General features: G+C 48.7%; 16 protein-coding genes. 12 read left to right on the top strand and 4 right to left on the bottom strand.

Translation table 11 applies throughout. The features are described 5' to 3' along the window. The first annotated feature begins 25 nt into the window (after positions 1–25). A complete protein-coding gene (locus P6910_RS25715) occupies positions 26–2,131 on the top strand; it encodes a peptidase domain-containing ABC transporter (protein ID WP_317144077.1) in 2,106 nt (701 codons plus the stop codon). On the opposite strand, the gene P6910_RS25710 is transcribed toward P6910_RS25715, so the two are convergent. Genes P6910_RS25710 through P6910_RS25700 form a run of 3 tightly spaced genes read right to left on the bottom strand, consistent with a single transcriptional unit; the run spans position 2,095 to position 5,892 of the window. Then, the gene (locus tag P6910_RS25710; protein ID WP_317144076.1) at positions 2,095–3,105 is read right to left on the bottom strand and encodes a M23 family metallopeptidase; all 1,011 of its coding nucleotides are present in this window, start codon (positions 3,103–3,105) and stop codon (positions 2,095–2,097) included. The two genes, P6910_RS25715 and P6910_RS25710, sit on opposite strands and share 37 nt — an antisense overlap. Positions 3,106–3,108: 3 nt before the next feature. Then, positions 3,109–4,560, bottom strand: a complete 1,452-nt coding sequence (locus P6910_RS25705) for a hypothetical protein (protein WP_317144075.1) — start codon at positions 4,558–4,560, stop codon at positions 3,109–3,111. A gap of 60 nt (positions 4,561–4,620) precedes the next feature. After that, positions 4,621–5,892, bottom strand: a complete 1,272-nt coding sequence (locus P6910_RS25700; RefSeq protein WP_317144074.1) for a TolC family protein — start codon at positions 5,890–5,892, stop codon at positions 4,621–4,623. Positions 5,893–6,111: 219 nt separating this feature from the next. On the opposite strand from P6910_RS25700, the gene P6910_RS25695 reads away from it, so the two are divergent. The 3 genes from P6910_RS25695 (at position 6,112) to fic (ending at position 9,337) form a co-directional block, all read left to right on the top strand. After that, entirely contained in the window at positions 6,112–6,717 is a 606-nt protein-coding gene (locus P6910_RS25695) for a hypothetical protein (RefSeq protein ID WP_317144073.1), read from the top strand. Continuing rightward, positions 6,717–7,997 carry an HlyD family type I secretion periplasmic adaptor subunit gene (locus P6910_RS25690; protein ID WP_317144072.1) on the top strand — a complete coding sequence of 427 codons (1,281 nt, stop codon included), beginning with the start codon at positions 6,717–6,719 and terminating at the stop codon, positions 7,995–7,997. Before P6910_RS25695 ends, P6910_RS25690 begins: the two co-directional genes overlap by 1 nt. 209 nt (positions 7,998–8,206) lie before the next feature. Further along, a complete protein-coding gene (gene fic, locus P6910_RS25685; RefSeq protein WP_317144071.1) occupies positions 8,207–9,337 on the top strand; it encodes a protein adenylyltransferase Fic in 1,131 nt (376 codons plus the stop codon). A gap of 137 nt (positions 9,338–9,474) precedes the next feature. Here fic and P6910_RS25680 read toward each other — a convergent pair whose 3' ends face one another. Beyond that, positions 9,475–11,535, bottom strand: coding sequence for a hypothetical protein (locus tag P6910_RS25680; RefSeq protein ID WP_317144070.1), 2,061 nt, complete (start codon positions 11,533–11,535; stop codon positions 9,475–9,477). A 660-nt stretch (positions 11,536–12,195) separates the two neighbouring features. Between P6910_RS25680 and P6910_RS25675 the strand changes: the two genes are divergently transcribed. From P6910_RS25675 to P6910_RS25640, 8 genes are all read left to right on the top strand, one after another. Next, positions 12,196–12,447 (top strand): hypothetical protein, encoded by a 252-nt coding sequence (locus P6910_RS25675; protein ID WP_317144069.1) that lies wholly within the window; start codon positions 12,196–12,198, stop codon positions 12,445–12,447. Positions 12,448–12,513: 66 nt separating this feature from the next. Then, the gene (locus P6910_RS25670; protein ID WP_317144068.1) at positions 12,514–12,936 is read left to right on the top strand and encodes a hypothetical protein; all 423 of its coding nucleotides are present in this window, start codon (positions 12,514–12,516) and stop codon (positions 12,934–12,936) included. Then, a complete protein-coding gene (locus tag P6910_RS25665; protein WP_317144067.1) occupies positions 12,923–13,060 on the top strand; it encodes a hypothetical protein in 138 nt (45 codons plus the stop codon). Before P6910_RS25670 ends, P6910_RS25665 begins: the two co-directional genes overlap by 14 nt. A 93-nt stretch (positions 13,061–13,153) precedes the next feature. Further along, positions 13,154–13,639, top strand: coding sequence for an HIRAN domain-containing protein (locus P6910_RS25660; protein WP_317144066.1), 486 nt, complete (start codon positions 13,154–13,156; stop codon positions 13,637–13,639). Between the two features lie 1,234 nt (positions 13,640–14,873). After that, complete coding sequence (locus tag P6910_RS25655) at positions 14,874–15,152, top strand: hypothetical protein (protein WP_317142052.1); 279 nt, start codon at positions 14,874–14,876, stop codon at positions 15,150–15,152. Next, on the top strand, positions 15,116–16,198 hold the full coding sequence (gene ltrA / locus P6910_RS25650) for a group II intron reverse transcriptase/maturase (RefSeq protein ID WP_317144065.1): 1,083 nt from the start codon (positions 15,116–15,118) through the stop codon (positions 16,196–16,198). Before P6910_RS25655 ends, ltrA begins: the two co-directional genes overlap by 37 nt. A gap of 578 nt (positions 16,199–16,776) precedes the next feature. Then, positions 16,777–17,730: a reverse transcriptase domain-containing protein gene (locus P6910_RS25645; RefSeq protein WP_317142050.1), complete on the top strand. Its 954-nt coding sequence runs from the start codon at positions 16,777–16,779 to the stop codon at positions 17,728–17,730. A gap of 11 nt (positions 17,731–17,741) precedes the next feature. Continuing rightward, the gene (locus P6910_RS25640; protein ID WP_317142049.1) at positions 17,742–18,083 is read left to right on the top strand and encodes a group II intron maturase-specific domain-containing protein; all 342 of its coding nucleotides are present in this window, start codon (positions 17,742–17,744) and stop codon (positions 18,081–18,083) included. Positions 18,084–18,773 lie beyond the last annotated feature (690 nt).

Here is an 18,773-nt window from a genome sequence, read left to right as displayed (position 1 = left end):
CAGGATAACTAAAAGAGCGCCTCACATGCTTAAATTTCACCTCAAAGATTGTTTCCTCAGCGTTTGCCATTACATGGGGGCCGATGTTGTCAGTGAGGATTTAGAGGCACTCACACGAGATGGTCAGGAGTTTGACCATTGGCGTCTTAAACAGGCTGCTGCCTACTGTGGCCTGGACATGATAAAAAAACGCAGCGAACTCATTGATATTACGGAAGATGACCTACCCTGCATCATTCAGTTAAAGAAAAAAAAATTCATGACTATCACCGAAATTCGCAACGGTGAGTATTTTGTGGCGTCACGAAAATACCCTCTGGGGTTATGGCTGTCTTTGTCGCGATTGTCGTCGGTTTATACCGGCACGATTTTCTGTTTCAGTGAACAAAAGGAAAAAGCCACTGCCAGCAAGTTATTGATGCCTGCCTGGTTTCGCACACAGATGAACGAACTCCGACCTCACTACGTCCAGATACTGCTGGCGACCGTGATGGTCAATCTGCTGACTCTGGCGCTGCCGTTATTCACCAACATGGTGTTCGATAAACTCATCCCAACCTTTGCTACTGATACGCTCCTTGTTCTGGGGATAGGTATGCTGGTAGTGGTTATCTTTGATTTTGTCCTGCGCTGGCTTCGCACTTATTTTGTCGATGACGCCTGCCGGATTATTGAAAAACGCAGCGAACAGTTCATCATGGGGCGTCTTCTTCAGTTGAAACAAAGTGAACTGCCGGACTCCACAGGCCGCATTACCCATGCTGTGGAAAATTTTGCCCGGGTTAAGGAATTTCTGTCCGGAACGGTAGTATTATCACTACTGGATGCACCATTTTTTATTCTGTTTACCCTGGTCATAGGATTGATCAGTGGCGTCATGGCACTCATTCCCCTCGGCATTGCGGCCTGCCTGATACCGATTGCGATATACAGTTATCGAAGTACACGACATCGTGCCAGCCAGCTGACCCGGGCCAATAATGCCAAAAGTGCTTTTCTCTATGAAGTCAGCTCAGAGCTGGAAGCGATTAAAACCCTCGGTGCAACACGCAAGACTCAGGCGCGCTGGCGAAGTCTGGTAACCCTTTCTGCCTGGGCATCGCTGGCCAGTAAACAGTCTAATGTCTTGCTAAACACGCTGGTGGCAAGTGCCAGCCAGAGTGTGGTCATCGGTATGCTTATTGTGGGTGTATTCCAGATACACAGTGGTAACCTTTCTTCTGGCTCCCTTTTTGCCTGCATTATTCTTGGAAGCAGGGCTGTTGCTCCGTTGATGAGTCTGGCCATGGCGGTGAATCGCCTGAGCTTCTCCATCAAGGCGTTAAAAGAGATTAACGATCTGCTGGGTCTGGCAGGAGAGGATGACCTCAACGATAAACTCAATGTTCCAACCCTGAAAGGATTGATTGAATTCGATAAAGTGTCCTATCGATATAAAGCCACAGAACCAGAGATTTTGAAAAATATCAGTCTGAAGATCGAGCCGGGGGAACGGGTGGCGATACTCGGTGCTTCCGGCTCCGGGAAGAGTACGCTCATCCGCATGATTCAGGGACTGGTGGAGCCGACTGAAGGCAACGTTATGATTGACGGTCGCAATCTGCAGCATCTTAACCTGGATCATTACCGCAGCCATTATGCTGTGGCACCGCAGAAACCCTCTGTATTCGCCGGCACACTGAAAAGTAACCTGATGCTCGGACAGCGTGCAGCATCTACTAAAAAGCTGGATGAAGCCTGTTATGGGGCTTGTCTGGATGGATTTGTCCAGAAGTGCTCCCGGGGCTACGCCCATGAAATCATGGAACGGGGCGAGAATCTCTCCGGTGGTCAACGACAGGCGCTTTGCCTGGCTCGTGCGCTGGTACGTCAGGGTCGTTTACTGATCCTTGATGAACCAACCAGTGCCTATGACAACTACAACGAAACACTTTTCTGTCAGCGTCTTCCGGGCATCCTGAAGGACGACCAGACACTGATTCTTATCACGCACCGGCAAAACCTGTTGCAACTGGTGGACCGGATTATCGTGATATCCGAAGGTCGCATTATCGGTGACGACAGTCGCAGTCGAGTGCTGAAGGAGCTGAATTATCAACGGCCAGCAACATCATCAACACCGACTGCATAATCAAAAGCCTTCTTAATGGGAGGGAGCAAGGTGCGTTTCAGTCTGACTTTTCCCTGCCAGCGACCCGGTTGATCCGGTTGGATAGCCGGATTATTTATGCCGATGTAATAAAATTGCTGTGCCTTGCTTGATTTCAGCTTCGGGAAGGTATACTCCCTGATAAGTTCGCCATTGGGTGCTACGAAACTCAATGTTGCCTGATCACCCGTTGACAGCCCGATGAACCGAACCCAAAAAAACAGGCGCGGGTTTTTGTCACCCGAGCCGTTGTTAAAACTCCCGGTTTCAATCGCCCGGTAGTTGTCCGGGGGGGTGTGACTGAAACCATGATCCAACAGCCAACCCGGGAAGTAGGTTAACTTGTTGTCCGCGATCCCGAGCCATTGACTGTTGAGGTTATCCCCACATTTGCCTCTGTCCGGTTTTCCTATGAACGGGTCGATCGTCTTGTTGTGATGCGTCACCTGAAAATGAACATGGGGAAATTCGGTTAATCCGGACAGGCCGATTTCTCCCAGTGGCTGCCCCTGGATAACCCGGTCACCTTTTTTGATGGTCAGGCTGCCTTTTTTCAGGTGGCCATAAATTGTGCGCCAGCCGTCCCGATGCTCGATAACAACGGCATTACCCAGACCGATCTGTTTTATTTCCTCACGTCTTGCCGGGTCCAGATAAGTGTCTGTAATGCCATCCCGTGTCGCGACAACCTTACCATTGGCTGCTGCCAGCACAGGAACCCCCTTATCCATTTGAGGCAGGTTGACTAGCCTGATATCGGTACCAGAATGGCCGTCATAGGTTTGCTGACGGCAATGATAGTCGCTAAAGCCAGCAGTGGGGTCATGATCAACATAGTTCTGGATAAAGCAGTCAACACCATAACGACAAGCTACCGGGAAAATAAAATCCGGACTCTCGTCAGCCGAAGCGGCCAGACTCCAGACCAGAGGAATGATATGCCTGCGAGCTCTCACTGCTCACTTGCCTTTTATTCTGGCTCTTACATCTTTAATTGCCATGGACATGGACATGAACATCTTTTCCATTCGTGACTGTCTGGTTTGGCTGTCCTGATTATCTTCCTGAACCTTGTCGGAAAGTGCCTGTAATTGTTGAGAGACGCCTTTAAGTTCGGTGGCAGAGGCGTCTTTTTTCTGCGAGATGAACGCCTTCAGCTCGGAGACCTGCTCAGTGGTTTTCACATGACTGCGCCCCAGGGCTCTCTGCTCATCCAGCAGGGCGTTGACAATCTGAACCAGCCGATGCTTGCTCTCCTGGACGGCCCCCAGTGCTTCTATACTGGCATTGGTCTGAGTAGTGAACAACTGTCGTAGTTTTTCTGATTCCTGTAGTTGCAATTGCGTCTGTGCTAACTGATTCGACTGAAGCTCGGCAGAAGTTTCAATATGTTGTTCAGCTCGCTGCAAGGATTCAGACAGCTGAGAGGTCTCAGTCTTGAGCTCAAGGTGGTTATTCTTGAGTAAAGCGATCAGGCTTTGCCACTGTCTGTCATTTGCAGACTGAATGCTGATTTTCTTCAGAGTATTGGCGATGGTGCCGAGTTGGGTGGTAATCTGCTCCAGTTGCCCGTTGCCCGGGGCTGGAGTGGCGGTTGTCGCAGCCGCTCCAGTACTAGAATTTCTCTCAACTGTGTGCTCGGCCAGCCAGTTTTCCATGGCAGAAGTGAAGTAATGGCCGGCCTTGTCCAGGCTAAGCAGAAAAATACCCAGTACCAACGAAGTACTCAGTCCCATAAGGGAAGAACCAAAGGCGGTACTCATTCCGCCAAGAGGTCCTTCCAGACCCCTGATCAGCTTGATCAGGGTTTCCATAATATCTCCCCCATCTAACCCACCCGCAAGATCAGACAGGATGCCGCCAATCGAGCCAATGGTAATGGTCAGACCGAGGAAAGTACCCAGTAGTCCGATAAAAACCAGTAGGTCGGTGAAGTAGCGAATGAAGGCGGACTTTTCGCTCATACTGTCTTGCAGGGAGTCTATCAGTGCCCGGGTTGCAGGAGCCGAAAGTCGGATAACACCCAGAGATGCCACGTTGTTTTTGAGCAGGGTGACGGTTGGCCCCATCAGGTGCATCTTCAAAGCTACGGGTTCGTCCTGCTCTTGCGTGCTCTTGTCTCTTTGGCCGCTCTTATCGTCCAGATCGTCTTTGTTTTCAAACAGGATCTCATCCAGTTTGGCAACCACCAGAACATCATCTTTGAGTTGAAACACATAAAGGAAACAGAGCACCGAACCGATTATGAACACCGATAAAATCGTACCGTTCAGGGGCAGGTTCGACATAAGCGCCGTGATAAAAAAATCCCTGGAAAAATAAACCAGAATCAGGCTGGCTACGACGACAAACTGCATTCGCCTTATGAAGCTCACTATTCTTTTCGGGTCGGCAATATGCAGCTCAGACATGTCCTTATTATCCTGTTTTGTCCGTGTTGCCCGTCGTTCTCTCGCTTTTCTTCAGAAGCATCATTTCGATTCGTCTGCCAGACTCCGGACAGTATTGATGACATCGTTCAGGTAATAACGAATTTTCAGTGTGCTTTTGTAATACTCAAACCGGAACACGGCACTCTGGACTCTACTGTTGTGGTAATCTCCCTGGGCTGTAGTGATGTCCAGCAGGGTCTTTTCGCCCAGTTCAAATTCTTTGTAGTAGAGATCGACAATTTCACGGTTGGTTTCCAGTGCCTCTTTATTGACTGCCTTCTCATCTTTTAACTTCAACATCGCGCTGTAAGCTTCCTCTGCCTCTTTTTCCAGTGCCAGTGTAGCCTCTCGTAACTGATGATTAGCCCGCATCACTTTGGCATTGTTTTCATCAACATTACTTCGGGCCTTGAAGCCGTCCCAGATGTCATAACTCATTGTGATACCGGCAGCCTGTGTGGTTGACCATTTCCCGTTGGTGTCCAGAGAATTTTCCCTGTTGGTTTCAATTTTCAGGTTAAATTTGGGATAAAGATCGGAACGGGCTTTGTCTCGATTTTCTTTGGCGAACTCAATGTTTTTTCTAAGAGACTGGATCTGATAACTCCGGGTTGTTGCAAATTCGACCAGTTGCTCTGGGGTTTGCTTGATAACCAGTCCGTCCAGCGAAGGAATTATCAGGTTTTCAGGCTCAATGTTCGTCAGGCTTTTAAAGGTCTTACGGGCAAACGTCAGGTCCGTCTGATACTGGATAAGCTCAAGCTGGGCATTCTGGCTCAGACTGGTCAGACGCTGAACATCAGATTTGCTGGACGCACCTGTCTGATTTCGGGTTTCAAGGATGCCCAAAAAACGATCGTAAAAGGCTATATTCTCTTTGATATAGCCGATCACCTCCTCCAGTTTCAGTATCTCCAGGAAGGTGTTTGAGGTCAGCAGGACGAGCTGCTCACGCCCGTTATCAAGATCTTGCTGGTAGGAATTCAGCTTGTATTTTCTGGCACTGATCTGGTTGGAAATCCGGCCAAAGTCGTACACAACCTGATTAAGTGTTACGGATGATTTGCGTTTTTGCTGCCAGGCACTGTCTGAATTCTTGCTCTTGCCACTTTCCAATTGAAGGGTAATCTTCGGGTGGTAGTCGGCATAACTCTTGTCCAGTTGCGCCTCTCCAACCTCAACCGTAGACTCCAGAGACTTCAGGGTCGGGTTAATCTCCAGTGCTTTGTTAACCGCTTCAGGTAACGATAAAGCACTCACCGGGGAGAGAAACAGTAATGAACTCACCCCAAGCAGACTTTTTAGTTTCATAAAATTTAATCCTGCCTGTCCTGTTTTTTTTTTGCCGCCTACCCGCGTTTTCAAAATGACTCTACGAGTCTCAGAGTCTTATTCGGCCCACAAGACGAAAACTGCAAAGGATGCTTCCTTTTAGCATTCAGCTTTGGGTTGACGGTTATTAAGAAACAGATCAGACAGGCGATAGATAATCAGACAATATCCTTCCCGCACACCTGCTACTGGAGCACCATGGCTAAAAAAGTTGAAAGCAACCCATGGCCCGGATTTGTGGATGCTCTGTCGACCACTCTGCTGGTCTTTGTTTTCCTGGTGGTTGTGTTGGTTATGGTCGTTTCTGCGCTGAGTGTTCAGGTGGGTTTTGATATTGCGCAATCATCCATTGAAGCTGAACATGCGGCAGCCGGTTCAACCGAGGGGCTGGAAGCGGGTCAGCAGGCTTCGGTAGAAGCGGATATTGAGAAAGAAATCGTTTCTGAAGCCCTGAGTGTCAATTTACAGAGCCAGGTATCCACAGAGATAAAAAGTAAACTCATTCGTATAAAGTACGAGGATTTCAATTCAAGGCTTTCTGAAGCCGCAAACAAAGAGCTGCAAGACTGGGTTCAGGCAAATCTGGATGATTTTCAGGGTAAAACGATCCATGTAATCAGTTTGCTTAATAGCAGAAGTCTGGCAAAAACGGTTTCTTACGAAATTGCCTTCAACCGAATCTCTCAAGTTCGAAAAATTCTTCTTGATGCTGGTATGTCCGCTGAATTTATCAAGATCAGACTTGACGAATCCGGCACAGAGCAAAGAAACCAGGTGGTTATCAGGGTGGTGGAGAGCGAATAATGCTGAAGCCACTGCTAACCCGAATGCGGTTTCGTTCGATTTCCCGCTATTCCGTCATTTTCACCATCACTTTTATCGTTCTGTGTTTTCTGGTTTGGTCAGCCATTGTCGAAATTGACGTGGTTGTCAAAAGTCATGGCCGGGTGACTACTTTCAGCAATAACCGTGTGGTTGAGCATCTCGAAGGCGGTATTCTCACCGAGTTACACGTGACAGAAGGGCAACGGATTCACAAAGACATGGTATTGTTTTCGGTGATGAATCCTTCCCTGACCGAAAATATCAGCATTTTGAACCAGAGACTCATAGGGCTGACCGCAAAAGCGCAACGATTGTATGCGGAAATGACGGGTAAGGAACTTACCACGGCCAGTAAAAAAACGGCTCGAAATAACGAGCACTACCTTAACGAACACGAGTTGTATAAAAAACGTGACAGAAAGCTCAGCGAACAAATCTCCATTGTTCGGCAACAGATTAGCAAAGAGGAAGCCCAGTTATCTGAGCTTGAGCAGGTCATTAAGGATATGAAAAACGAGCGGGCAGTCGCTCAGAAGCAGTTGGATATATTGACCACGCTTCTCAGAGAGGGTGCTGGTTCGATTCATAATCAGCTGGAAAAAAAGATGGTGTTGCTGAAAATCGAGACCAGAATCAACCAGTCAATGAAGCAGATTCCGGTCATTAATGCCAATCTGTCAGAGCTGCGTTTAAAGAAAACCAAACTGATGACGGATTTTCGTGAAGAGGCACAGCACAATTACAACAAAGTCCGATTAGAAATTGCTCAGATTCAGGCGCAGATTCGGTCTTCCAGTGAACGGGAGATCCGTAAAAAAGTGGCGGCACCGGTGACGGGTACCTTGCACACCCTGCATGTCAATACTATCGGTGAGGTCGTGTCACCGGGTTCGATATTGGCGGAGATAGTCCCGGATGGCGTTCCCCTGATGGTCGAAGCCATGGTGGCCCCACATGACAGAGCCAGAGTCTGGCCCGGTCAGTCGGTAAATGTTCGGGTTTCTGCTTACGATTACACGACTTATGGTTCTCTAAAGGGCAAGGTTCTGGAGGTGAGCGCTGACACTTACCTAGATAGTGTCACGGCCAAGCATTACTATAAAGCGATGATTGAAACGGAAAGCTCAGGGTTTGGTGAAAATAATCAGTTGATTCCGGGTATGACCGTTGAATTAAATATTCTGGCAGGCAAACGCACGCTGCTTGGATATTTGCTGGGGCCCTTGTCTGAATCCATTGAATTTACTGCGACACTGTAATTCAAATAAATACTCATGGCTGTCATCTGGATATCATTAACTGTTAATGTGCAGTTTTGTTGCCTTGATTAAAAAGCGACAAACCCGCGGCAGGGCTCTCAGGGCTGAAAAGCGTGGGAACCAGGGTAAATCTGAAAACGTGTCGATAAAACCATTTTTTTTAAACACGTTTCCTTTACATGTCGATGCTATCGACATAAGCTGATTACGTGTCGATTTTTAACCGGTTTGTGAACATGGAATGGCAGCCCGATCAGCCCTACAACCAGCTTCCACTATTGCCCGCTGCTCAAAATCTGGAGACAGTCCCGGTTCTTAAAGCCTGTATCAGGGCTCGATCTGCACTGGCAGAGCTAAAGCAGGCCGGGGAGCTGTTACCGAATCAGGAACTGCTGATCAATATGCTGCCACTGCTGGAAGCAAAAGACAGTTCAGAAATAGAGAATGTTGTCACAACTACCGACAAGCTGTTCCAGTATGCCGAAGAGGACAGCCTGGCAGACCCGGCAACCAAGGAAGCCCTGAGATACCGGACTGCGCTTTTTTCGGGTGTTCAGCAACTGACCCAAAGGCCAATATCTACCAATATGGCGGTGGCTATATGCAGTATCATTAAAGGCTGTGAGATGGACATTCGCAGAGTGCCGGGCACTAAACTGGCCAATGACCTGACGGGCAGCATTATTTATACCCCACCCGAAGGAGAAACGGTTATTCGTGACTTGCTGGCCAATTGGGAGCAGTACGTTCACGCAGAAGACGACACTGATCCGCTAATAAAATTGGCGGTAACGCATTATCAGTTTGAAGCGATTCACCCCTTTACTGATGGCAATGGTCGCACCGGAAGGGTGCTGAATATTCTCTATCTGCTGGAGCAAGGTCTACTGACACTGCCCATTCTTTATTTGAGTCACTACATTGTCCGGAACAAAGCTCAATACTATCATCTGCTCAATCAGGTTACTCAGGAGCAAGCTTGGGAGCCTTGGGTTTTATATATGTTACAGGCGGTGGAAAATACATCCTGCTGGACCCGGGCAAAAATAGCCGGAATACGGGCACTGATGGAGCTGACATCCCGTTGGGTTCAACAACAGGCACCCAAAATATACAGCCATGAGCTGATTCAAATTATTTTTGAGCAGCCTTACTGTCGTATCAACAACCTGACAGAACGGGGCATTGCCAGGCGGCAAACTGCTTCACTCTACCTCAAGCAGCTTTGCGCAATAGGTGTGCTCAGAGAAATTCAATCCGGCAAGGAAAAACTGTTTGTTCACAAGAAGTTGCTCGACTTGATGAAGCGCGATGGCAACGACCTGACGCCCTATCAATAAATGTGCCGGTTGATGACTTTTAGATGCTGAATGATTATTCGACTATCCATCAGAGAAAACGACAGTTGATTTCTACTTCTTACACGGCCAGATACCGTTACCAACTGTCGTACATCTGAAAAAAGAATTTATTTCCGTCAGTAATCAATAGAGTTTTTGGCTATGGCTCTCAGTAGCTCAATTTCATGAGTGGGGAGCTGCGAATGCTCAAGCAACCAGCTGGCAACGGCATAATCCTGGCTTTGCTGTTGCCGACGCTTATTAATGGCGTGCTGAGCCCAGACCGCCATACGACCAAGGCGTTCTCCCCATAAATGCCGATCTGAATCAAGAACTTCGTTACAGATAGTTGTGCAGAGACTCTGGACAGGGGAACTATCAATCACTTTCTGAAGCCTTGCATCATCAGAAAACCATGATTGACCAACGCCGCTAGTCGTCCATTTGCCAGATTTTTTCTGAGCCTGCTCAATATCTTCGGTAGTTGGAGTGAGTGGAATGAGATCGGCATAAAGATTGCCAACTTCAGCAGATGCCGGGTTCCAGTCATCCAGACTCAACAATTCCATGGCCTGAACCAGCTCGTGATCGATGGCAATTTTGCTTTTCAGATTCAGGGCCAGAAATACCGGAAGCTGTGTTTGAATCAGTTCGAGGGATACTTTTTCCATTCCGGCTTCCTGCTCTTTAGCAAGGGCGAGGTATTTTTTCAGCTCGTTTTTTGTTTCAGGCGGTGTCACCATGACATCTATTACACCGATTGCTTCTTTCAGCACAAAGCTGATAAGCCGGAATGACCTGCCTTCTTTCACCAATAGCATCACGCCCTGTGCGCCAGCACCATCCACACCCGACATATGCACTTCCTGAATATCCTGTGCTTCCGGTGGTTGTGGCACAACACCAAGCTTTCGAACATCCCTGATCAGTTTGTCGACTGGCTTTTGAACGGGGGCTGCCAGCCAGTTTCGAATACGGATTAAGCGGGAGAGCGTTTTGGTACCGATGACTTCAGGATGCTCACTGATTGCCGAGGCAACGGCAACGGCCCGTTGTTCATCACGATCCAGTACCATAAGCATCAGTGCGTCTGCCGCTTGTTCTCCCAGCGAGAGTAATGCGTGAACAAGCGTGTTCATGACGTCATCAGGAATGAAACCAAGCTGCTCCTTGATCACAGTGACAAAAGCAAATTCATCAGGAACTTCATTAAGCAGGGCCTGGAAGGTGTCGTTCAAGTCTTCGAGAGAAAAGTCATCCGGGAAAGTATCCGTGTCATACTCTTCTAAACGCCAGTCCTCGATAAAACTCCGAAACTCAGTTGACAAAAACTGCCGGTATTGTGACAGAACTGATATGAGAATCAGCATAGACTCAGAAACAAGAACGCCAGACTCCTCCGCTCTCATAATATTCCCTTCCGTTTGCTGCCAGAAGTCCGAAGCATCTTTATCTTTTTGCCGCACTCTCATAAAGAGATACTGACAGGCAAAGCTGAGCAGCTCTTGTATGGCGTCAAAAGCGTGTGGAAAAGAAGCGTCAAAGTCAGCAGTAAGGATGTGCTCAAGGAACTGCCCCAGGGAATTTTCTTCCCAGAGGATAGCCCAGTTTTCCGGTGGCTCTGGATATTGCTGAATGTTGTCGAGGTTCTGAGCGACCTCAGCAATCATCCCGTCAACCCAGGGATACCCGTCCTTTTCAGATTCGAGCTGCGCCAGTAGTTGATCGATCATACCTTCATCAGACAAATCGTCATCCATCTCACCTTTGAAGATAGAAAGATAGTCCCCTTTGATACTCTTAAGAAAACTAATCACATCTTCTGCAAATTCCAGCTGAGGCTTCTTGCCACTGTTCAGCTCTCTGTGCAGGAACTGCCAGACCGCTATTAATTCGGGAATGATGATTTTTACCTGGGAGTCGGGACTAATAACCTTGCGGGGGAAAAGCTCAAGCAGAATCTCGGCAGCATCTTCCTCGTCACAATCACAAAGATCTCCGCCAATGTAATTCAGCTGGTAATCCATAAACAGCCGAAACCAGGAGCCCCCAGACTTCTGATTGGCTTTGGACAGTTTTTTATATTCCGGTGATTCCAGAAAAACAGGGATAAATTTGTCTAACCAAGCTTCCAGCTTGGCATATGCTTTATCCGGATCGTTATCGTTGTTTCGGGTTTTGAAGGGCTCGATGATCATAGGTGAATCCTGTTGAGAATGCTGAGCTGTTAGCAGGGTAGGCTCTCTATGGTATACCCTGCAACATTTCGATTAAAATGCTTTCAGAAGCGACTCACCCCATCATTGACGCCACTATCAATAAGCCAGTCTTGTACCCCCGGCAGAGAAGCTTGAAAGCATGAGGCGCTTTAATGCGTTGCTCGACAAGTTACGATTGGCAGACATTTTCCAATGGTATTTTCAGTTGATTGATCGTGAAAACATCCACCAGCCCAGTGACCAGATTGTTGATATTGCCCGGTGGCCAGTGCATGAAGACTATGAAGTATTTCCTGTTGGAGCCAGAGATAAGAGCTTGAGAGTATGCCCGCCAACAGCCCCGTATAATTTTTGTTTACCGAATCACAGATAAGTACCTGGCCAGTTGGTTTCGCATATTCTGGCGAGAGGATTTTTTCATCCTTCAAGGCGCAACGACGGGCGCGTAGCCATAGCTACGCAACCAGAGTTGGAACGCAGAAGGATGGAAAAAGCCGCCGTCCAGAATATGCGAAACCAACTGGTTAGGTACTTACCTGTTTAAAGAAGCTATAAAAAGCGCCAAAGACTCGAGAAAGCCAAGGCATCCAGATCAATCAGTATTGGGCAGAAATTATTGCCTTCAAAGTCGACCGATTGATGAAGCTAACTGTTCCTCCCGCTTTTGTTGCTGTGAACTCAGAAACGGGTGAACCGGGTTCTATTATTGAATGGTTTTTGGGCTATAGTCCTGACACTGAGGAACGGTTTACCCCCGGTGGCGACCATATGCAGTCGCTGATTGATGGCTATGACCGGGAAAAGGGACGACAACATAATCTGGATACAGTTATCAAGTTTTCAAGAGCTCTCTCGCAGCGCAAAGTTCTTTGCCATAGCTGGCAAGAGTAATGGGGCTTATGCTTCTGTTATGATGCCTTGATCGGGAATACAGATCGTCATCAGGAAAACTGGGGGGTGGTCTGGAACGACAAGATGGGTACGGCAAGACTCACTCCATTTTTCGACAATGGTACCAGTCTTGGGCACGAACTGTTTGAGAAAAAAATCCGTCAGCTTTCAACCGATGAAAACGGACTACGCGCTTACATCCGAAAAGGCAGGCACCATATGAAGTGGAGCCTTTCAGAAGATGGACGACTACCACTTATAGAGGGTGTTTACCGCATCTGCGTAAAATATCCAGCTATTATACCGTTGTTAGTTGACAGCCTCAGCTGGGAAGAGGAAGCTCAGGAAAAGACTCTTAGCGAATTAACGTCCTTTGACATAAAATCGCCTCTGTCTATTGAAAGAGCAGATTTTGTATACCAGTTAACTATTCTTAGAAAACGTATTCTGCTCGAACATCTGGAGAAAATTGGAAATGAGGTACATTGAGCACCTGATCGAGCCTGATCGTTTATTGCTGTCCTGGCAGGCACAGGGAAGTGAGGATCGTTCACGTTATGTCGTAGGCGAGCTGGTGCGCAAGGAAGACAAGATAGTTCTCAATTACTTTTAGGACACTGAAGACTTTGAGCGAGCCCGTCAGCATGGCTTTTCAGGGCACCCTGCCTTTCGCCTGAAAGAAGGGGGAAAAGAGTTTGACGACAAAGTGCTGGAGGCTTTTGTCAGAAGGCTTCCTCCCCGCAGTCGCAGTGACTTTTATCGGTATATGGAGCTGAGAGGGCTGAACCCTGACGCTGAAATCAGTGATTTTGCCTTGCTGGGCTATGCAGGGGCACGACTACCTGATGACGGGTTTGGACTGGTTCATCCGTTTGATAATGCTTTACAGCCCTTTGAGTTGATCACCGAAGTGGCTGGCTTCAGGCATGAGGCTGAGGTAACCCAGGACGACATTGCTATTGATGCACCGGTGCAGTTTGTAGCTGAGCCTGACAATGTTTATGACAACCAGGCTATTCGTATTGAATTGAATGGCCGTGAGCTTGGCTATGTTGATCGTGGTCGCCTGAGTTTGTTCCACCGATTGCTGAATGCCGGTCATGATATCACTGGCAGCGTTATGCGGAAAAACGGAACAGCTGACCGCCCTCTGATCTATATCTTCACTTCTGTTGGTGCCATAACGCACTGATCCTGTTTGCTCTGGCGGGAGATCTCTCCCTGCCAGATTCAGCTTCCCCCAATGGCTCTCTTGCCAAATCAGGTACAGAGCAGTTATCTGGAGGCAAAAGCTTCTGAGAAACGGCGGATTTACGTTCCTTTGAATAGCGAGGCATATTAAACATCCACCGCGCACTCTTTCACATTATTGGTTAATCAGTAACCGGGACAACTAACCTCTCACAGTGGATTAATGCTACAACGTCCCAACGGAGGTGTGACGTGGCAATCAGCACCAGAAATACCGGCAGGGCTTCACACCTTCAACCCAATAAAACTCTTGCTTTTGGTGGTAATTGGGCCGATGCAAACATCTGGTATTTTTGAATGAGTATTGAAAGAAACTTAACATTTTGAATGATTTTGAGTTGACCTACCCACCTGATGAGCTAGCATTTCGTGTAACACGGCCCCCGCCTCTTCGTTGCTTGCAACCTGCGTGGGGGTTCTTATTTTTACCTTCCTATAAGTCTTTTCCACCCATCCTGCAGCCCGATATCGTTTATTGACACCTTCCTGTCGGACTTGATTTCAGGGAATTCAACCAACTGCTGTATAAGTCGGTCATGCCATTTCATGGCGGGCAACAAGGGACCAGAAAATGTTGAAATCACCGATTACCACTAGGAGCAACGGATGACCAGAGTGCCTGAAAACCGCCCACCCACCCATCCCGGTAAAATGCTGCTGGAAGAGTTCCTGATGCCTATGAATATATGACTCGTTCCCACGGTCCACCGTGGGAATGCATACGTGTGCCGAGCATGTCACACAGCTTGGGGGTGAAAGTCCCCTGTCCAGCCAGATGAGGGCGAAGGACTAGTGAAGCACAAGGTTTGTATCGTGAGGTGCAGGCTGAAGGCAGTGTGGAGCAAAACCGCGAGCCGACGAACAGAAATCAGATATGAGGCTGTTTGCGTGAGGACGAGTCAGCGTATGATGACGAAGTCCATACTCATCCGGACATTCAGGCAGTAGATCTGGCGGTTGTGCGGCGAAGGCGGTGTGACTTACCTCGGGAGGTCTGTGTGGTGTCTGATATTTCGGACTGAGGCCATCGTAAGGTGACTTGACCGCCACACAGAAGTCAGCAGATGGCATAGTAGCTGGCGTATGTCAGTGAAGGCTTGAACGGTACAGAGTGGTGAGTAGTTTCTGTTATTCGATACACTGGACGCAGACAAATCCAGAAAACACTGGAACTCATGCCAAGTGGTCACGGCGGAACCGGAGGCTGCAAGGCTATGAGAGCTGAGGTCGTGTCGGTATCACAGGATTACGAAAGCCCGGCGGGTGGTACGAGCCTGATGGAACGTATCGCCAACCCCAATAATTTAACAAGAGCCTTTCAGCGAGTTAAACGCAATAAAGGCGCAGCAGGCATCGACCGTATGACAGTGGAAGGGTTGTACACCCATCTACAAGAACATGGTCATGAACTGCGGCAATGTCTTTGCAGGGAGAATGGCGTCCTGCTCCCGTAAGGCGAGTACTGATTCCCAAACCGGACGGAGGAGAAAGGCAGTTGGGTATACCAATCGCCTTAGACCGAATGGTGCAGCAAGCGATACAGCAAGTATTGCAGGCCGAGTGGGAACTAAGGTTTTCAGCTTTCAGTTACGGGTTCAGGCCGAACCGGTCAGCTCATCAGGCGATTAATCAGGCTCAGTCGTATATCCGAGAAGGATATAACTGGGTTGTGGACATTGACCTGTCGAAATTCTTCGATCGGGTTAACCATGATCGACTGATGGCAAAGCTGGCAGTTCACACAGATGACAAGGATGTATTACGTTTAATTCGACGATTCCTACAGTCCGGAGTGATGGAGAACGGGCTGGTAAAACCGCAGACCGAAGGAGTGCCTCAGGGAGGGCCGCTCTCACCTGTGTTGTCTAACATCGTACTGGATGAACTCGATAAAGAGTTAGAAAAGCGTGATTTACGGTTTGTACGTTACGCTGACGACTGTCGGGTGTTTGTGCGAAGCCAGAAAGCAGGCGAGAGAGTGATGGCAAGTTTGACTGGTTACATCGAAAGTAAGCTGAAGCTAAAAGTCAACGTTGCGAAAAGTGCAGTTGACAAGGCATGGAGGCGGGCGTTCCTGGGATACAGCTTTACCAGAGATGGCAGGAAGAAGCTGGCAGATAAAACCTGCAAGCGGTTCAGGGACAAGGTCAAACAACTAACCCGCAAAGGCGGGCGGTCACTGGAGCAGAGATTGGAGTGTCTGAATCGCTACTTACGGGGCTGGAAGAACTACTTTCGAGAAGTTGAAACCCGTTCGGAGTTTGAAAACTTTGACTGCTGGATCAGGCGACGATTGAGAAGTTTGCTCTGGTATCAATGGAAGAAAAGCCCGAAGCGATATGCGGAGCTAAGAAGGCGAGGAGTCAGTGATGAGCTGACGAGGCAGACAGTAGGGTCGAGCAAAGGGTACTGGCGGATAAGCCGGAGTCCTGCGCTGCACTTAGCATTGCCGAATAGTTGGTTCGATGAATTAGGTTTGATTAGATTATTGGCTGCTTAACTGACCGAAACGCCCAGTACGGACCCGTATGCTGGGTGTTGTGGGAGTTGCGCCTTGCAAGCGCGTAAAATCTTGTGACCTGAAATGGTCATCGCGGTAAAGCTGTGGTCGGCAGCCGTGTACCGAGTCTTGCGTGGTAGAAGGTAACGACTACTGCGAAGCGTAGACAGGGTGATAACAGGCCGTAACGTCTGCTAAGGGATAATTAGCCCCGAAATTGAACGTGGTTGAAGTGGCTGACCTTCTCTCTCAATGGGGAAAGCGGAAGTCGGGAGCTCCGCTAATGACAAGGCATCCCGACTGCTTCCGGGGTTCGTACCCACGGCATGTTATCGAATGATTTTACGTGAACAAGGGAGATCCTGAACGTTCAGGCGGAGCCTGTAGGGTCCGACGAGCCTGTAAAGCAAGAACGACTTGATGACGTTCAGGAAGTCAGACCAGCTGATAGTACTCCGAGGCGGGGAGAGCCCGTCACATGGGGAAGCGGCTGGCGGTATTTGAGCCTTTCCAGGGAAACATGGGCTCCACATCTGAGGGAGTTACGGTCTTTTACGCAGTGAGAAGGTAAACCAGCCATGGCAACGGGACTGGAGAGGGTAGCAGCGAAAGCCCGGAGTTATCCGAAACTTCGCTTCACAAGTCTGGCACATCATATTACCCCGGCGAGCCTGTGTATGAATCTGAACAAGATTCCACACAACACATCGCCCGGAGTCGATGGGCTGACTGTCGAAGAGACAAAGAAAGACTTTAAGCGGTGGTTGCAACAGACACTGACGTCTATCCATCGGCAAGGCTACAAGGCACCGCCGGTCAAAAGGGCATGGATACCCAAGCCGGGGAAAAAGGAAAAGCGCCCTCTGGGTGTTCCCTGCATCAATGACCGGGCTTTGCAGCGAAGTGTTGCTGATGTGCTGAATGCTATTTATGAGCAGGACTTTTTGCCCTGTTCCATGGGTGGCAGGCCACGACTGGGAGCGCACCATGCCCTGTCCACTTTTAACGAGGTGGTTTCAGGCCGAAAGGTCAGCTGGGTGCTGGAAGCGGACTTGAAGAATTTCTTTGGGAGTCTTGACCATGGATGGCTGCTTCGTTTTGTGGAACACCGGGTCGGTGATCCCAGAATTCTGAACCTTATACGGCGCTGGTTGAAAGCCGGGGTGATGGAGGCCGGGGAGTTGCAAGAGTGTGAAGAAGGTACGCCTCAGGGTGGGCCGATCAGCGTAGTTCTGAGCAACCTGTACCTGCATTATGTGCTTGACCTCTGGTTCGAGTGCAAGGTCAAGCCCCGGCTAAAAGGCGAGGCATGGCTGATCAGGTACATTGATGACTTTGTGGTGTGTTTTCAGTATCGCAGTGATGCGGAGCGGTTCATGAATGTGCTGCCACAGCGACTGGAGAAATTTGCGTTGAAACTGGAGCCGGATAAAACCCGGTTAGTCAGGTTCGGACGTTTTGCCAGTCGTGGGGAAGACGATCGGAGACGGTTTACTTCCTTGGCTTTACGCACTACTGCACAAGGAATCTGAAAGGAAACTTCATGGTGGGAAGGAGAACGGAAAAATCCCGCCTAAGACGCAGCATAGCCAAACTGAAGGAACTGCTGAGACGAATACGCCATGATCCGCTGCACGAACAAGTGACAGCGATCAATCGACGGTTGAGAGGGCATTATGCGTATTACGGTCTGGGAGGAAACTTCCGAAGTATGGAGAAGCTTTACCGGTTTGTTGACCGCTACTGGTACAAGATGCTGTGTAGCCGATGCCGGAAAGGCAAGATTCCATGGGAAAAGTACCATAATCTCAAGCAGCTTCTGCCGTTACAGAAACCGAGGATGATGCTGCCTTTTATGGCAATGAAATCCATGGCTGTGCTGTGAGTCAAATATCGAAGAGCCCGGTGCGGGAAATCCGCACGCCGGGATCTGAGGGGGTTGGAGCTACAATTGGTAGCTCCTTCTACCCGGTGAGCGTAGCTGTGAGGCTACGCCCTATCCCGATCTCCCAAACAAGTCAGGCACAGTAACTGAAGAGAGCCTATGGGGTTCCTACACTGGAACATGGGAACCAGACTGAGGAATAAGGTCTCACAGAAGCATCAGGGCCAAAATAAAGGTGGCAATTATTCATGGCATAAGTGCCATCGTTTATTTGTGTGACTGTCTTTAGTTCTTCTATAGTCAGTTTCAGGCCTGTAACGGTGCCCATTCTAATACGTAGCGAATGGCCACGGTTACAGGTTTTTTGCGTTTAAGAGGTTCAAATGCAGAATTCCGTCATAGGTCTACTGAAGCGGTAAGCCCGGAGCACTACAAGTTGATAAACTCTTTCATGCTGAAGGGTTTCGGGGAGGCAAGTCTTAAAAAGAAGGTAAATACAGAAGCTGAAAGGCTGCGATATTGGGCGATCTGGAAAATAACCTGTAGCGTTACTTATAGGAAATCCCAGAAGCAAAAAGCCCGTAGTGTTCACTAACGCTACGGGCTTTGCTGTATATGGTGCCGGCACCAAGAGTCGAACTCGGGACCCACTGATTACAAGTCAGTCGTTATTATTTTTCGTTATATATC

Source organism: Endozoicomonas sp. 8E (assembly GCF_032883915.1).
In the GTDB taxonomy this organism is placed as follows: domain Bacteria; phylum Pseudomonadota; class Gammaproteobacteria; order Pseudomonadales; family Endozoicomonadaceae; genus Endozoicomonas_A.
This window is presented reverse-complemented; position numbering and strand designations above follow the sequence as displayed.

Excerpts from the sequence above, each read along its gene's own strand:
- P6910_RS25715 (WP_317144077.1), top strand. The coding sequence starts at position 26 with ATGCTTAAATTTCACCTCAAAGATTGTTTCCTCAGCGTTTGCCATTAC.
- P6910_RS25705 (WP_317144075.1), bottom strand. The coding sequence starts at position 4,560 with ATGTCTGAGCTGCATATTGCCGACCCGAAAAGAATAGTGAGCTTCATA.
- P6910_RS25700 (WP_317144074.1), bottom strand. The coding sequence starts at position 5,892 with ATGAAACTAAAAAGTCTGCTTGGGGTGAGTTCATTACTGTTTCTCTCC.
- P6910_RS25695 (WP_317144073.1), top strand. The coding sequence starts at position 6,112 with ATGGCTAAAAAAGTTGAAAGCAACCCATGGCCCGGATTTGTGGATGCT.
- P6910_RS25690 (WP_317144072.1), top strand. The coding sequence starts at position 6,717 with ATGCTGAAGCCACTGCTAACCCGAATGCGGTTTCGTTCGATTTCCCGC.
- P6910_RS25680 (WP_317144070.1), bottom strand. The coding sequence starts at position 11,535 with ATGATCATCGAGCCCTTCAAAACCCGAAACAACGATAACGATCCGGAT.
- P6910_RS25675 (WP_317144069.1), top strand. The coding sequence starts at position 12,196 with ATGAAGCTAACTGTTCCTCCCGCTTTTGTTGCTGTGAACTCAGAAACG.
- P6910_RS25665 (WP_317144067.1), top strand. The coding sequence starts at position 12,923 with ATGAGGTACATTGAGCACCTGATCGAGCCTGATCGTTTATTGCTGTCC.
- P6910_RS25655 (WP_317142052.1), top strand. The coding sequence starts at position 14,874 with ATGCCAAGTGGTCACGGCGGAACCGGAGGCTGCAAGGCTATGAGAGCT.
- ltrA (WP_317144065.1), top strand. The coding sequence starts at position 15,116 with ATGTCTTTGCAGGGAGAATGGCGTCCTGCTCCCGTAAGGCGAGTACTG.
- P6910_RS25645 (WP_317142050.1), top strand. The coding sequence starts at position 16,777 with ATGGCAACGGGACTGGAGAGGGTAGCAGCGAAAGCCCGGAGTTATCCG.
- P6910_RS25640 (WP_317142049.1), top strand. The coding sequence starts at position 17,742 with ATGGTGGGAAGGAGAACGGAAAAATCCCGCCTAAGACGCAGCATAGCC.